General features: G+C 40.4%; 14 protein-coding genes. 10 read left to right on the top strand and 4 right to left on the bottom strand.

Translation table 11 applies throughout. The features are described 5' to 3' along the window. Positions 1-68 precede the first annotated feature (68 nt). Together H0U71_08730 and H0U71_08725 are read right to left on the bottom strand one after the other, a co-directional pair. Positions 69-1781 (bottom strand): NAD-dependent malic enzyme, encoded by a 1713-nt coding sequence (locus H0U71_08730; GenBank protein MBA2655132.1) that lies wholly within the window; start codon positions 1779-1781, stop codon positions 69-71. Between the two features lie 14 nt (positions 1782-1795). Further along, positions 1796-3046, bottom strand: a complete 1251-nt coding sequence (locus H0U71_08725; protein ID MBA2655131.1) for a site-specific integrase — start codon at positions 3044-3046, stop codon at positions 1796-1798. Positions 3047-3072: 26 nt separating this feature from the next. Between H0U71_08725 and H0U71_08720 the strand changes: the two genes are divergently transcribed. Further along, on the top strand, positions 3073-3753 hold the full coding sequence (locus H0U71_08720; GenBank protein ID MBA2655130.1) for a class I SAM-dependent methyltransferase: 681 nt from the start codon (positions 3073-3075) through the stop codon (positions 3751-3753). A gap of 65 nt (positions 3754-3818) precedes the next feature. Here the strand turns inward: H0U71_08720 and H0U71_08715 are convergent, their stop codons facing one another. Further along, positions 3819-4724: a hypothetical protein gene (locus H0U71_08715; GenBank protein ID MBA2655129.1), complete on the bottom strand. Its 906-nt coding sequence runs from the start codon at positions 4722-4724 to the stop codon at positions 3819-3821. Positions 4725-4727: 3 nt separating this feature from the next. Next, entirely contained in the window at positions 4728-6110 is a 1383-nt protein-coding gene (gene purB, locus H0U71_08710; GenBank protein ID MBA2655128.1) for an adenylosuccinate lyase, read from the bottom strand. Between the two features lie 115 nt (positions 6111-6225). Between purB and H0U71_08705 the strand changes: the two genes are divergently transcribed. The 9 genes from H0U71_08705 to H0U71_08665 all read left to right on the top strand — a co-directional run bounded on the left by H0U71_08705 (position 6226) and on the right by H0U71_08665 (position 16108). Next, positions 6226-7335 (top strand): DegT/DnrJ/EryC1/StrS family aminotransferase, encoded by a 1110-nt coding sequence (locus H0U71_08705; protein MBA2655127.1) that lies wholly within the window; start codon positions 6226-6228, stop codon positions 7333-7335. Positions 7336-7513: 178 nt separating this feature from the next. Further along, on the top strand, positions 7514-8566 hold the full coding sequence (locus tag H0U71_08700; protein MBA2655126.1) for a glycosyltransferase family 4 protein: 1053 nt from the start codon (positions 7514-7516) through the stop codon (positions 8564-8566). 45 nt (positions 8567-8611) lie between these two features. Beyond that, positions 8612-9922 (top strand): nucleotide sugar dehydrogenase, encoded by a 1311-nt coding sequence (locus tag H0U71_08695; protein ID MBA2655125.1) that lies wholly within the window; start codon positions 8612-8614, stop codon positions 9920-9922. 9 nt (positions 9923-9931) lie between these two features. Beyond that, positions 9932-10903, top strand: a complete 972-nt coding sequence (locus H0U71_08690) for a Gfo/Idh/MocA family oxidoreductase (GenBank protein ID MBA2655124.1) — start codon at positions 9932-9934, stop codon at positions 10901-10903. Then, entirely contained in the window at positions 10881-11459 is a 579-nt protein-coding gene (locus H0U71_08685) for an N-acetyltransferase (protein ID MBA2655123.1), read from the top strand. The genes H0U71_08690 and H0U71_08685 overlap by 23 nt, the downstream gene beginning before the upstream one ends. A gap of 67 nt (positions 11460-11526) precedes the next feature. Beyond that, a complete protein-coding gene (locus H0U71_08680) occupies positions 11527-11922 on the top strand; it encodes a hypothetical protein (GenBank protein MBA2655122.1) in 396 nt (131 codons plus the stop codon). Between the two features lie 67 nt (positions 11923-11989). Then, on the top strand, positions 11990-13891 hold the full coding sequence (asnB, locus tag H0U71_08675) for an asparagine synthase (glutamine-hydrolyzing) (protein ID MBA2655121.1): 1902 nt from the start codon (positions 11990-11992) through the stop codon (positions 13889-13891). 27 nt (positions 13892-13918) lie between these two features. Continuing rightward, positions 13919-15025 (top strand): glycosyltransferase family 4 protein, encoded by a 1107-nt coding sequence (locus H0U71_08670; GenBank protein ID MBA2655120.1) that lies wholly within the window; start codon positions 13919-13921, stop codon positions 15023-15025. Between the two features lie 3 nt (positions 15026-15028). Then, positions 15029-16108 carry a glycosyltransferase gene (locus H0U71_08665; GenBank protein ID MBA2655119.1) on the top strand — a complete coding sequence of 360 codons (1080 nt, stop codon included), beginning with the start codon at positions 15029-15031 and terminating at the stop codon, positions 16106-16108. Position 16109 lies beyond the last annotated feature (1 nt).

The raw sequence follows: 16109 nt of genomic DNA, 5'->3' as shown, positions 1-16109 counted from the left end.
TACGTCGTCCCGCGACTTGATCGCGGGACGACGTAGAGCAGGGTTCACGGCGTGACAGCTTTTGCCTGCTACACTTTTCGGTAAGGAAGATAATGAGGTTGCCACATCATATGATCAATTAATGCTTCCACAGGAATGGATGTATCGACTTGAGCTAGGCCTTCTTTGATAGCTTCTGTTGCAACAGCAATAGCAATTTGTCGGGATAATTCTGATGCATGGTCAAATTTAGGTAATAAAGCATCATTTGGATCATGCAGAATTGGAGAGCAAGCTGTTGTTTTAAGACAGGCTGCCCATAACATTTCATCGGTCACTTTTTTTGCTTTTACCGCTAAAACGCCTAACCCAATGCCCGGGAAAACGAGTGCATTATTACATTGTGCAATGGGAATTTCTCTCCCTTCATACTCAACCGGTGCAAAAGGGCTACCGGTGGCAATGAGTGCTTTACCACGAGTCCATTCAATTAAATCAACTGGCATAGCCTCTGATTTGTCAGTGGGGTTTGATAATGGAAAAATAATGGGTCGTTCGACATGGGCTGCCATTTCTTTCACGATAGTCTCCGTGAAGGCCCCCGGAGAGGTAGAAGAACCAATTAACATGGTCGGATGAACATTTCGCACCACATCTTCCAGGCTAATATAATCAGGTTTTTGGTTAACCCAGTGGGTTAATTCAGAGATTTCTCTGGCATATCGTCGTTGTTCGGGAGAAATCGTGGCGGATTTTTCCGTTAATAGACCAGACCGATCTAAAATCCAAAAACATTTGCGTGCCTCTGATTCACTCATTCCTTCACGCATCATGGCATCACAAATTTGATCTGCAATACCCACCCCGGCTGTTCCTGCCCCAAATATGACAATACGTTGCATCGAAAGCTTTAAAGAAGACGCTTTAACTGCTGCTAACAAGGCAGCAAGGGTAACCACACCGGTTCCCTGAATATCATCGTTAAATGTACAAATCTCATCTCTAAAAAGGTCTAGGTTTCGTCTAGCATTTTTACGACCGAAATCTTCCCAGTGTAAGAAAACATTCGGAAACGCATCTTTTACCGCCATAACAAATTTTTTAATAAACTCATCATAATCATCACCCGAAATGCGTTTATTGCGCCATCCGAGGTAGAGAGGGTCATCGAGTAAGGCCTGGTTATTGGTGCCGACGTCCAATAAAATCGGTAGGGTGCGTAAAGGATTAATGCCAGCTGCGATGGTATAGACCATCAGTTTAGCGATGGGGATATCCATTGCGCCGACGCCTTGGTCGCCAATTCCGAGGACTCCTTCGCCGTCACTAACGACAATTAAATCGATCTCTGGATTGCTTCTATTGCCTAAAATTTCAGCAATATTATCTATCTCTGGGTAGGCAATATATATTCCTCTTGGGTGACGAAACTGCTTACTAAATTCCACGACTGCAGTGCCAACGATAGGGGTATAGATGACAGGAATCATCTCTTCTATATGATCTTGGATGACTTTATAAAATAAAACTTCATTTGCATTATGTAGATTATGTAAATAAACGTTTTTTTGGAGTAATGTGTCATAAGATTTGTATTGTAAATACGCTCGCATGGACTGTTCGTGTAGTTCTTCGATGCGAATCGGTAGTTTCCCTATCAACCCAAAAATATGTCTTTCCTCCTTGGTAAAGGCAGTGCCTTTATTCAATTGGGGGGTCATAAGTAAAGGTTTGCCCGATAAAGAGGTTTCTATCCATGTTTCATTTAAGTTTTTGTCCCTATTAATTTTGAAATTTAACATATTAATAGCTCCAACTATTCTTCGATTGAAGGTTTGAGTGGCTTAAGTTTCGCAGACTCGTGGCGCGCAATCCGGTCGGTGTCGATATAACGGTCAGTTATCATTGCATTTTCATGGCCTGCGTCATCTCTCACATGTTCGCGAGGCCGATGCTCAACATCTGCAGAAATGGAAGTATGTCGTAGCCAATGGACTGTCGCGGCCGCTAAGTCTTGGGCTTCGTCCTGTTTACCGGCTTTATACAAGTGATCAATCGCCTTATCAAAACACAATTGGATTAGATTGCGCACCTGCCGTGTTCCTAAGCCATTTCTTCCACGTTCTTTATGGAGTAAAGGAGTATTTTCGCCTCTACTTGGAAGTGCAATTAAGCCGCGGCTTATTCTATATCGTTTTAATGCTTCTAACATCGCATTCGGAACTGCAACATCACGTACTTTATTGCCTTTGCCAACAGTTGTAAACCACCATCGGTCATGTTTATCGGGAGCAAAGTCACCCATTTTAGGGGTTCTCCCTGGGGTATCGGCTACTTCAGAGATTCTAAGACCTAATAAATAAAAGATAGAGATTAAAAATAAGTAGCGTTCATAAAGAGAATCATTATTGGCTAAGCCTTCAATAGTGTCGATGACGTATCGCCATTGCAAGTTACTCAATCTGCGTGTGATTTTTTGAGATTGCTGTTTTTGAATATACCTACTTTTTTGCCTTACAAGTTGAATGGGATTAATGTCGAGATAGGTTTCTTGCTGGAAGAAAGAAAAGAAAGTGCTTAGACCTGCAAATAAGGCTTGAATCGACTTATTAGTTAATTGGTACTCTTGTTTATTCGGTTTTTTGCCTTCTTTGTAAAGTGCTTTGGAAACTCTAACCACGAAAGGTCGCCATGCTGGATTGGGTATGCGTAAGCCCTCCTGGTCTATGAAACGGGATGCATTTTTGGTGCTAATCCAGTGCAGGGGAGGATTCTGAATAAATTCTAAAAAAAGTCGAATATCGTTTCTATCAATCTCTTTAATGGGTTTTTTTATTATTAGCCACGACCATTGTAAAAATCGTTCAACCTCGCGACGATAGGAGTTAAAGGTGTCAAGAGAACCGGCGTAACTACGCAAAAATTCACGGGTCAGTGCATATTCTCGCTCGACATGGGGTATATTGAGCGTGGTTAAGTAATTAGAGGTAGTTGGATTGATTTCTTCGTCGATAGTTTCCATTGTATCAAACAATGGCTTTGGCCAACTCTTAGCGGCATTATTCATTCAAAGTCTCGTATAAGGATTGTTTCATGACACAGACTACTTTAGCAATGACCCAAACTATTTATCAATATTATATCGCTAATTCTCTCAGAGAAGATCCTATTCTAACTCAATTGCGTAAGGAAACAGCCAAACTGAGTTCGTCGAAAATGCAAATTGCGCCCGAAGAAGGACAATTATTGGCATTTATCATTCAAATTTTAGGGGCCACCAAAACCCTAGATATCGGAGTATATACAGGATACAGCTCCCTCGTGGCCGCCATGGCAATGCCCCAAGGTAAGGTCATTAGTTGTGATATCAATAATGAGTGGACCAAAATTGCCAAAAAATATTGGCAACTTGCCAATCAAGAGCACAAGATTGATTTGCGAATAGCTCCCGCATTAGAAACACTCGATAATTTAATCAAAGCAGGTCAGGAAAATAGTTTTGATTTTATTTTTATTGATGCTGATAAAAAAAATTATGATGAATATTATGAACGTGGCCTGCAGCTATTAAGGCAGGGAGGCGTTATGGCGGTAGATAATGTGTTATGGGGCGGTCAAGTGGCAGATCTTGCCGATAATGATGAAAATACTACTGCTATAAGAAACTTGAATAAGAAGGTGCTGCAAGATTCCCGCGTCACTATGACTATGATCCCTATTGCAGATGGCCTTACCCTCGTAACAAAAAACGGTTTACCTCTTTCCCCGGCATAATTGCACATTCTTGTTTCTTATGCCGTTTTGGGACCACCGTGGAGGAGTGGAACTTGTGGTTAATCTTATTCCTCATCTAGTTTTTTGTGATTAATCTCTGAATATCGGGGAGGGGGGGCATCAGCCGTACCTAACATTGGGTTGTCGGGATCACCGTGAAGAAAAATGTCATTTTCATCATCGATACCCATAGCACCCTCTTTCCAGGGTAAGTGATGATAAGGTGCTTTTTCAGAAAGAGAAAAAAACGGATATTTAATAATGTCAAAATAAGGCGAATAATCAAAATCGCTGGGCGTATAAAGCCGTGGATGTTTTTGAACTAATTCAATACCATTTTCATCATCATGTTTAACGATGGGGAGAATTGGAAATTTAACTGAATGAAAGGCATCTGCAATCATTGACGAACAAATATCGTAGATAGCTTGAGAAGGATTTTTATCAAATAGTATAGAGTGCCATCGGCTAAAATAACCCCAGGGTAATAAAAACCGGGTCAAATCGACAATATGTCGAACATTATAGCGGCCCCCTAATCGCGTTATTCCGTAACCTATGACGAGTTGCGCATCTCTTCTGGAGAGCCCTTGAGGACGGCAAATACGTATGTGATCATGTCGGTAATGGGAGAGGGCGGTAATAATGGTGCCTTTTCCCAGCATGCTTTCAATTAATAGTTGGCTGTCAGAGGAGCCATCAAAATGTTGACGAATGATTTTACGTAACTCTGGATCATCTATGTCATAAAGACGTCCAATATATAATGCAGCATGGGACCAGGGACTTTGAGTCACTTTTTTTATAAAGTGACTGATTCGATTTCGCCCTTCAATTAATAGCACATCACCCGGTCGTAACTCATAACGTATGCGATCAAAATCACATAGATAAGCGCGACGTGGAGCATGATTTTTTGTTAACCAATGACCAACTTTAGTGAGAACCCAATCACCTAACGAAGACTTCATTATTTATAGTGACTCCATATTAATTTTTTTTGCAAGCTCCGTTGCTATACCTATATAGGTTGCGGGGGTTAATGATAATAATTCATTTTTTACCTTAACAGGTAAGTTTAAGCTGTCAATGAACTGACGTAAAGCGTTCTCATCTATTTGTTTTCCCCGAGTGAGCGCCTTTAATTTTTCATAAGGCTCCTCAATTCCGAAGCGGCGCATGACAGTTTGTATGGCTTCGGCAAGTACTTCCCAGCTACTGTCTAACTCTTTTTGAATTTGAGCACGGTTAACGCATAATTTTTGCAAACCCTTTAACGTGGAGCGATAAGAAAGCAATGAATGCCCAAAGGCTACGCCGATGTTACGCAATACCGTAGAATCAGTGAGGTCTCGCTGCCATCGAGAGAGGGGCAACTTGGTAGCGAAGTGGTGAAATATCGCATTAGCGAAGCCCAGGTTGCCTTCAGAATTTTCAAAGTCGATGGGATTTACTTTATGAGGCATTGTTGAAGAACCAATTTCATTTTCTTGCAGCTGTTGCTGGAAATACCCCAGCGAAATATAACTCCAAATATCGCGGTTAAAATTAATCAAAATAGTATTAAAAAGAGTCATACAATCCGCTAATTCTGCAATGAAATCATGTGGTTCGATTTGAGTAGTGTAGGGGTTCCATTCAAGCCCTAATTGCTCAACAAACTTTTTTGAAAAGGATAACCAGTCAATTTCCGGGTATGCGACGTAATGCGCGTTGAAATTGCCCACGGCGCCATTCATTTTTCCAAGGAGGGGGCATTGCTTGATACGCTTTAATTGTCTGTTTAGCCGAGCAACCACATTGGCAAATTCCTTACCTAAAGTAGTAGGGGAGGCAGGTTGTCCGTGGGTGCGGGAGAGCATTGGTAGTGTCGCATATTCAAGGGCAAGATTTTGTATGGTTGCAACTAATCGAGTCATTTCTGGAAGAATGACATCCTTTAAACCTTCTTTAATCATCAAGGCGTATGATAAATTGTTGATATCTTCTGAGGTGCACGCAAAGTGGATAAATTCGATCGCATCTGCAAGGGAGGGCAACTCGTTAAGCTTTTCTTTCAGATAATATTCAACGGCTTTGACATCATGATTGGTGGTGTTTTCGATTGCTTTTATTCGGGTCGCGTCCGCTTCTGAAAATTGATCAACTAATGATTTTAGAAACAGATTTGCTTCATCGCTAAAATTCGGGAGCTCCGATATTTGGGCATTCTCAGCCAATGCCTTTAGCCAGTTAACTTCTATAATCACCCGAAATTTAATTAACCCATATTCACTAAAATAGGATCGAAGATCGGTCACTTTTTCGCTGTATCTACCATCAAGGGGTGAGAGTGCAGTCAATGAATTGAATTCCATAGAACCTCTATTAACCTGTGTTCCTACTATGACGTGACAATAGCAGATATTGTTTCTTTTAGTCGAGTAGTGTACGATGCTTTTTTCTAAAAATAATGAAAAAGATGTGGCGAATATGCAATTTGTTGATTTAAAAAAACAATATGAATTAATTAAGGGAGACGTACTTGAGCGCATTACTAAAGTACTGGATCACGGCATCTACATTATGGGGCCAGAGATTCAAGAATTGGAATGCAAGCTTGCTGAGTACGTAAAGGCAAAACATTGCATCGCAGTTGCAAGTGGTACTGATGCTCTACTCGTTGCGATGATGGCACTTGATATCGGTCAGGGCGATGAAGTGATCACCACGCCTTTTACATTTATAGCGACGGCAGAGATGATATGTGTTGCAGGCGCAACCCCCGTCTTCGTTGATATCGATCCTCAAACCTACAACATTAATCCAGCATTGCTAGAGCAGGCAATTACTTCCCGAACTAAAGCTATCATGCCCGTAAATCTCTATGGACAATGTGCCGATTTCGATGCCATTAACGCCATTGCTGCCAAACATAATATCTCAGTGATTGAAGATGCGGCTCAAAGTTTTGGTGCGACATATAAAAATCGTTTCTCATGTAATTTAGGCACTATTGGCTGCACAAGTTTCTTCCCTGCTAAACCTTTGGGTTGTTACGGGGATGGCGGAGCATGTTTTACTGATGATGATGAATTAGCTGATAAAATGCGTAAAATTCGTAATCATGGTCAAAGCACTCGTTATAACCATGTAGCATTGGGCCTCAATAGTCGTTTAGATACGATGCAAGCAGCTATTTTATTGTCAAAGTTAGAATTATTTTATGAAGAAGTAACTCTTCGTGAAAAAGTTGCTAAAAAATATAATGAGAAACTTAAAAGTTTTGTGGCTGTGCCTTTTATTCATCCTGATAATACAAGCATTTATGCTCAATACACCATACAGGTTGAAGATCGCTCTCAAGTCCAGAAGTTGCTTCTAGAAAAAAATATTCCTACGGCTGTACATTATCCCGTTCCGCTACACAAACAACCTATATTTCAGTCTTATGACTGGAGTAATGTGGACTTGTCAGTTTCTGAGCAGGCGGCTGGTCGTGTAATGAGTTTACCCTTCCATCCTTATTTATCTGATGAGGATATCGAAACGGTTGTCTCTTCCATTGCGGAAACTTTAGAGCTAGTCGTCGATATTGCATAGTATTAAATGGATCGAATCCATCTTTGTTGCAAGAAAATAACTTAATAAAAAGGTAACTATTCAGCATTAATTTAGAACTTGCCAATAACGTTCAGATTTGCTGAATTGAAAATCAGCCAAATAGGGAAGTTCGCATCTAGAAGCTGGACAGTTACATAAAAAGCAGGATTATAAAGGAATGAATGTTGCGCTTCTAATTATTTTATTAGCGTTTGTTGCGACTATTGGTCTTGTTTCTGCGTTCAGAACTATCGCTTATCGCTACCACCTGCTTGATGTTCCCAATGCGCGAAGTTCTCATGCCTCACCTACACCTCGAGGAGGTGGCATCGGTATTGTCATCAGTTTTTTTGTGGGAATTTTTCTACTGCATTTTTTGGGTCTTATGTCTTTACCCTTGCTTGTCTCCTTTGTAGTTGGAGGCATATTGCTGGCGTGTATTGGACTTCTTGATGATCTGCATCATGTTCCAGCACGCGTACGTATTTTCGTCCATTTTATTGCAGGTTGTTCTGTCTTATATATTTTGGGCGGAATGCCGCCACTTGATTTAGGATTTGTAATTTGGGATTGGCGTGGCCTTGGAGTAGTAGTTGGATTATTGGGTCTAGTGTGGCTTATTAATTTATATAACTTTATGGATGGCATTGATGGACTCGCAGGTAGCGAAGCGCTATTTGTTGCCATCGCCGTCGCTTTTTTGTTGTTCTTAAAAGGGGATTACCTCCTTATTCCAGTCTTTCTTTTATTAGCCTCTGCAGCAGGAGGATTTCTCATTTGGAATTGGTCTCCTGCGCGGGTTTTTATGGGTGATACTGGTAGCGGTTTTTTAGGATTCGTGTTCGGAACACTATTAATTGCAACCACGCTCAACGGCGCATTAACACCTTGGCAATGGTTAATTCTTTTGGGATGTTTTTGGGTGGATGCAACATTAACACTAATTCATCGTGTTATCCGAGGTGAGCCTTGGTATCAAGCACATTGTAGTCATGCATTTCAACAGGCGGTAAAACGCACTGGTTGTCATGAGCGCGTAGTGTTACGGGTTCTCTATATCAATATTCTGTGGTTATTGCCCATTGCAATATTAAGCATTTACTTTCCACGATGGACGTTATTTTTAACGATTCTAGCTATCTCCCCCTTAATAGTTTTGTGTATTTTGCTTAAGGCAGGTATTTCTGTTTCTCATGAAGGTTACGATCTACTTGATACCGTTACTGAATGAAGGAGTTTTTTTGTGTATGACGTTAATGGAACAATTGATCAAGAAGTGAACCAAACGCTTCGTGAACTATTAGATAAAATCTCCGCGAAAACCATCACGATAGGGGTGGTGGGCTTAGGATATGTCGGTCTGCCATTTTTGGTAGAGAAGGCTAAAGTTGGCCTAAAAGTCATCGGTATCGATCAAAATCCTGAACGCGTGAACAAGCTGGCGAGGGGAGAAAATTATATCGATGATGTCGATGACGATGAATTAAAAAATATCGTTCACCAAGGTCTGGTGACGGCAACCAGCGATATACAAGCATTGAGCACGGCCGATGTTATTGTCATTTGTGTTCCTACGCCTCTCGATAAAAATTTATGTCCTGATCTGCGTTATGTGGTTTCTGTCTCAGAAGAAATAGCGCGGTGCCTAAGAAGAGGCCAGCTTATAAGCTTAGAATCAACCACCTATCCTGGGACTACTGAAGAAATTATTCAGCCAATTTTAGAACAATCCGGTCTTAAGGCTGGGGAAGATTTCTTTCTCGCGCATTCTCCCGAACGGGTGGATCCTGGCAATAAACGCTACAGCACTAAAAACACTAACAAGGTGGTTGGTGGAGTCGATGCTAATAGTTTAATGGCGGCAGAATCATTTTATAAACTTGCCATTCAGGATGTGGTTGCTGTCAGTAGTGCTAAAGCAGCCGAGCTGGTTAAAATATATGAAAACACTTTTCGCGCGGTAAATATTGCATTAGCGAATGAAGTGGCGCTGCTGTGTGACCGAATGAACTTAAACGTATGGGAAGTGTTGGATGCTGCCTTTACTAAGCCTTTTGGTATTATGCCGTTTTATCCAGGGCCGGGCGTAGGGGGACATTGTATTCCAATTGATCCTCATTATTTGGAATGGAAGGCAAGAGAGTATAATTTTCATATGCATTTTATTGCCCTCGCAGGTGAAACAAATCGTAAGATGCCAGATTTTGTAGTAAGTAAGATTTCAAGAGTGCTGAATTCAGCCCAAAAACCCTTGAAAGGTTCAAAGATATTATTATTGGGAATGGCATATAAAGCTGACGTTGCAGATCATCGCGAATCCCCAGCTATTGAAATTTTTCGCTTATTAAAGAATGCTGGAGCTAACGTTTCCTACCATGATCGGTGGGTGGATGAAATCGTTGAAACAGATTTCACTGCGACCAGTTGTGAATTATCGGATGATGTTTTGGAGCAGGCTGACTTGGTATTGATTACGACCAATCATACTCACCTTAATTACCATCGTATTGTAAAACTATCTAAATTGATCCTCGATACGCGTTACGCTACAAGGGGCATCACCGAGGAAAAAATTGTCTTATTATAGAGGTGGAAAATGACTCAGAGTGCAACTGTTGCGGTAGTTGGTGCCGGCAAGTGGGGCCAGAATCTTATCAAGACATTTCATAGTCTTGATGTGTTAGCTGCTATTGTAGAGTCTGATGATTTGAAAGGCCAAACCCTCGCGACTCAATATGGTGTGGAATATTATTCCGAAATAGAGGACGTGCTGAGTACAGATATTGCTGCAGTAGCTATAGCAACACCTGTTTTTAGTCATTATGAGTTAGCTAAAAAAGCGTTATTGGCAGGTAAAGATGTATTTGTCGAAAAACCCATGACTACACGGCCCGAGGAAGCGGAAGAGCTTATTGAGCTGGCTAACCATAATGGCTGCATTTTAATGGTTGGGCATCTTCTACTCTATCAGCCAGGCATCCAGTTTATTAAAGAATTTTTGGATCAAGGTAAATTAGGACAAATTCATTCTATTAGACAAATTAGAAGAAGCTTGGGCACCATTCGTAAAGAAGAGAATGTTCTCTATTCCTTTGGGGTACATGATTTAGCTGTTCTGCATTACTTGATCAAGGAACCCATCGAAGCTATTTTAGCCACTTCTCAGATTGTTATCTCTGAAGGTATAGAGGACGATATGACAGTCCATTTTCATTACCGTTCAGGTATTCAAGCGCATTTACACTTAAATTGGTTGTGGCCTGTTAAAGATAGGCAGCTCATGATCTTGGGTGAAAGAGGATCTTTACATTTTGATGAGCTTCGTCAGGAAGTAATTTATTACAAACAATACGCCAATAAAGACGCAACCGTCACAGCACCTGATCATGAAATAATTTTTGAGGATAGTACGCCGCCTTTGACACTAGAATTACAGCATTTTTTAGACTGTATACAGCAGCGTAAGACACCCCGAAGTTGTGGCATCCAAGGTCGCGATGTAGTGAAATTAATGGCTGATATTATGAAAATACAAGAGAGAACCCATGGCAAACTACTTTATCCATGACACTGCAATTGTTGATCAGGGAGCGTTAATAGGTGATGAGACGAGAGTCTGGCATTGGACGCATGTGTCTGCGGGGGCCAAGATTGGAGAAAAGTGCTCTCTTGGGCAAAATGTTTTTGTGGGTAATAAAGTCATCATCGGTAACAATGTTAAAATCCAAAACAATGTTTCTGTATACGATAATGTTACGTTAGAAGACGATGTTTTCTGTGGTCCAAGTATGGTTTTTACCAATGTATATAATCCTCGGTCTGCGGTGAGTCGCAAAGACCAATATCTGAATACCCTGGTCAAAAAAGGCGCTACGCTAGGCGCTAATTGTACAATTGTCTGTGGTAATTACATCGGCAAATATGCCTTTATAGGGGCGGGCAGTGTGGTGACGCATGATGTGCCTGACTATGCTTTAATGATGGGCGTTCCAGCGCGACAAGTCGGTTGGATGAGCCGTTTTGGAGAACGTCTTGAGCTGCCTCTTAGGGGTGAGCAAGAAGTTGTTTGCTCCCATACCCAAGATTGTTATGTCTTAAGTGAAAACCTACTTGTCCTTAAATAACCTCTCCTCCCGAGAGGGAGTAATTCTCTGCTATAATTAAAAAAATAACCTCCTTTTTGAGGTGGAAATGGCCATATTAAATTTCTTTAATCCATTTCATCGTAAAAATAATGATACCGATGACAATGAAGAAATTACCCTACAGCTGTTGCAAGAACAAATAGCTAAGGCAGTTAATTTAATTAAAGTAATGCATTATGATTCCAGTTTTCCGGAAATCGCCTTTCCTGACCAAGGGGGTTATGTTGAGGTGGCTATAGAACAGGATGAGAATAATCCCGAGGTTTTTCATGTGCAATTTTGCTTTATTACCCTTCCTAAACGAGACCTTCTTTTCCAGCAACAAAAAGATATAACCTATTTTGAATTGAAAAATTTTGTGAGGGAGTATGACAATAATAAAGAGGAGATAGACCAAGAATTGCAGGCCCGCGAAGCTGCTACAAAGAATCTTAACCCTTGACATTGATTGGTTGACTTGCTTCAATCGACCCTCGGTTTATACTAATTTTTTCGGATGAGGGACAGAGATGTGTGGAATATTCGGCTACATTCACCGACATAAAATTCCTGCCCTCAATAAAATTGATATTAATTCCATCTTACAACATCGCGGCCCAGATGACTCTGGATGGTTATTGTATAACGATAATCAAGTCAAAACGGGTAAATCACAGCTGCCTTCGATAGACGCCAAAGTATTTCTGTTGCATAAAAGACTTTCCATCTTGGATTTAAGTGATCAGGGCTGGCAGCCTATGAGTTGTGATGACCAGCGATACTATATTTTGTTCAATGGTGAAATATACAACTATCTTGAGCTTAAAGAAGAGCTTAAAAATTGTGGTGTAACTTTTACCTCTAAAAGTGATAGTGAAGTACTTCTAAAGGCCTATATCCAGTGGGGAAATGATTGTCTTAAAAAATTAGTCGGTATGTTTGCCTTTGTCATTTTTGATCGCGCCCAAGAGAAATTTTTTATTGCGCGCGATGCATTCGGTATAAAACCTTTTTATTATTATCTTGATGACCAGAGAATTTTGTTTTCTTCAGAAATAAAATCATTACTTAATTTTTTGCCGAAAAATAAAATTAATTCAGAACGTTTATTTCATTATCTGCGCTCCGGCCTCACTGATTTTGCTGATGAAACACTTTTTGCTGGGATAAAACAAATTCCCTCTGGACACCTGCTTGAAATCAATCTAAAAAATTCATTGCACTGCGTGCTAAAAAATTATTGGCGACCGACGATAAACATTAATAATGACATCACTTTCATCGAGGCTGCTGATCACATTAAAAAAATGTTTCTTAATAATTTATCGCTCCATCTAAGAAGTGATGTTGCTGTGAGTGCTACATTATCAGGTGGCATAGATTCTTCGTCTATCGTGATGGGAATCCGCCATTTATATCCGCAACGCGAAATAAAAACCTTTAGCTATATAGCAGACCATCCTAGCTTGAGTGAAGAAAAATGGGTGGATAAGATAAATGCTGAAGCGAATGCCTCCAGCTATAAAGTATTCGCTGATTCCGCGAGCTTAATTTCTGATTTAGAACAATTGATGATTACCCAAGATGAACCTTTTGGCAGTACCAGTATTTATGCGCAACATCGAGTTTTTCAACATGCGAGAAATATGGGCGTTAAAGTTATGCTCGATGGACAAGGTGCAGATGAAATGTTGGGCGGTTATAGTTTTTACGTTGCTGCTTATCTCGGGGCATTGATAAAACAATTTAGATTTAAAGAAGCATGGCAGTTATTATTACATACTCCTTCTCCTCGAAGAAATATGTTGCTCCGTTCATTTTATTACCTATTACCCCCCCTATTACAGCCAATTTTTAGAAAGTTGTTCAACCATCAGTATTGCCCGGTCTGGCTGAATTCAAAATGGTTTGTCCAACAGGGGATGAATTTTGCGATTCAAAAAATACGTTATGGAAAAAACATTTTACATGAAGAACTCCTCAGCACATTTAATCATTCTTCATTACCTATGTTGCTGCGTTATGAAGATAGAAATTCCATGGCGCATTCCATTGAAAGCCGTGTACCTTTTTTGACCGTAGATATGGTTGATTTTATTTTTTCATTGCCGGCTAATTTTATCATCTCAGAACAAGGGTTAAGTAAAGCTGTATTTCGCGAAGCAATGCGAGGTATTGTTCCGCAATCTATTTTAGATCGACGCGATAAAATTGGTTTTGCTACACCTGAAAAAATTTGGCTGCAGACCCTGAGGCCTTGGGTCGAAAAAATATTACGCAGCGATTATATGCACCATTTGCCTATGTTTAATCATAAGGAATTATGGGCGGATTGGCAGCAAATGCTTGCCGGCAAAGGACAATTTGATTTTCGTTTCTGGCGATGGATTAATTTTATTAAGTGGGCAGAGATGCACGGTGTCGAGTTTTAACAGACAAGAATTAATATCGAGAAACAAATGAAAATAGTCCATATTACTTCTGCCCATCCCGCGTTAGATATACGTATTTTTTTTAAAGAATGTGTGACCTTATTCAAGGCAGGACATGAAGTGCATTTGATTGTTCCTCTTTCGACTATAACGCATTATGAGGGTGTAATAATCCATCCTCTTAATTTAACAAAAACAACTTCGCGGTGGCGGCGATTATTTAATATCTACGCCCTCGCCAAATCGATCTCTGCAGATATCTACCATTTTCATGATCCTGAATTCATCCCCTTTGCCCTGTTATTAAAAATATCCGGGAAAAAAATTATCTACGATGTACACGAAGATACGCCACTCGAATCACTTTCCTTCAATAAAGGAAAACCTATTGCAGCCTATTTCAAATACACACGCTGGGTTGCATTGGAATCATTAGCAAAATTGTTATTTGATGGATTTATTTGTGCGACACCTCATATAACCAAAAATTTTCCTATCAAGAAGTCAGTAACGGTGCGAAATCTTGTGAATGTAGATGAATTTAATCCTCTAGAGAGGATATCCCCCTTTCGTGAACGCTCTAATATCGCTCTTTATGTGGGCGGCATAATGCACATCCGAGGCGTAAGCGAGATGGTCCAAGCTATCCATACTCTTAGAGATGAATATAACCCTCAACTAAAACTTATCGGCAAGTTTTTCCCCGAAAAATTGCAGCAAGAGGTTGTTGCGCAGGGCGGGTCCAAAAAAATTACTCATGTCGATTGGCTAGATAGAAAAGCATTAATCCCGCATTTTTTTAGTGCAAAAGTGGGGTTGGTCTTATTGCATCCAGAGAAAAATTTTATTGATGCACTTCCGATAAAATTATTCGAATATATGGCAGCAGGTTTACCAGTGGTAGCGTCTGACTTTCCATTATGGCGTGAAATTGTGATTAAAGCTAAATGCGGATTTGTCGTTAATCCTCTTGACATATCGGCCATTAAAAAAGCTATGACCTATATTTTTGATAACCCTGATGAAGCAGAACGCATGGGAAGCGCAGGGCGTCATGCGGTTGAACAATTATACAATTGGGAGTTTGAAGCCAAGGTGCTTAGAGAATTTTATCAACAATTTGAGAGACGATGATTCATGATTAAAGTAGCTCATCTTACTTCCGTCCATTCAGTGCAAGATGTGCGCATCTTTTACAAGCAGTGTTTGTCGCTTAAGCAACAAGGGTATGATGTAACGCTCATTGCTCAAGATGATGCAGATAGAATTCTTGAAGGAATTAAAGTTGTTGCAGTAGAAAAAATTAATTCACGTTTTCGGCGGATGACTAAATTGCCATGGCAAATTTATCGTGAGGCCATCAAAGTAAAAGCGGATCTCTATCATTTCCATGATCCCGAATTAATCATAATCGGTTTATTGCTTCGCTTACGAGGTAAACGGGTAGTGTATGACATTCATGAAGATGTGCCCCGAGACATTCTACTCAAGACATGGATTCCCTCCATTTTTCGGCACGCACTCTCTACCTTTTTTAATATATTTGAGCGCGTTGCCGCTTTTTATTTTAGTGGCTTAGTGACAGTTACTCCACGAATCAAACAACGATTTTCTCATCCGTTAATTACGGAAGTACGAAATTACCCAGTATTAGCTGAATTTCAACAAGTCTCCCGTAAAAGTAAGGCCTCGATGATGTGCTATGTGGGATTGATTACGCCCGAACGGGGTGTTTTTCAAATGCTACAAGTAGCTAAAATGGCTAATATGCCCTTACTTCTGGCGGGTAGCTTTAATTGTGAAAACGTAAAAGCTGAAGTTTTATTGAATAATAATACCCAATATGCCGGCTATCTAAACCGACACAGCGTAATGGAGGTTTTTGACCAAGCTATCGTAGGCTTGTCCTTATTACAGCCCGGGCCTACTTTCCCTGATTCCCTGCCAATTAAATTATTCGAATATATGGCGGCGGGTATTCCGGTTATTGCTTCTGATTTTCCGTTGTGGCGTGAAATAATTGAAACCCACCACTGTGGTTTTTGTGTGGATCCCACCAATATTGCCTTAATTAGCGAAAAAATACATTATCTTAGAGATAATCCTACGCTCGCTCATGAGATGGGGGAGCGGGGCAGGAGAGCAGTAGAAAAGTATTATAATTGGCAAACAGAGTTTGCTAAACTGTCGACTCTTTATCGACAAATACTTCAGTAGG

The organism is Gammaproteobacteria bacterium (assembly GCA_013697705.1).
In the GTDB taxonomy this organism is placed as follows: Bacteria; Pseudomonadota; Gammaproteobacteria; order UBA6002; family UBA6002; genus UBA6002.
Note: the sequence above shows the minus strand (reverse complement) of the source record. Positions and strands in the feature narration are given on the sequence as shown.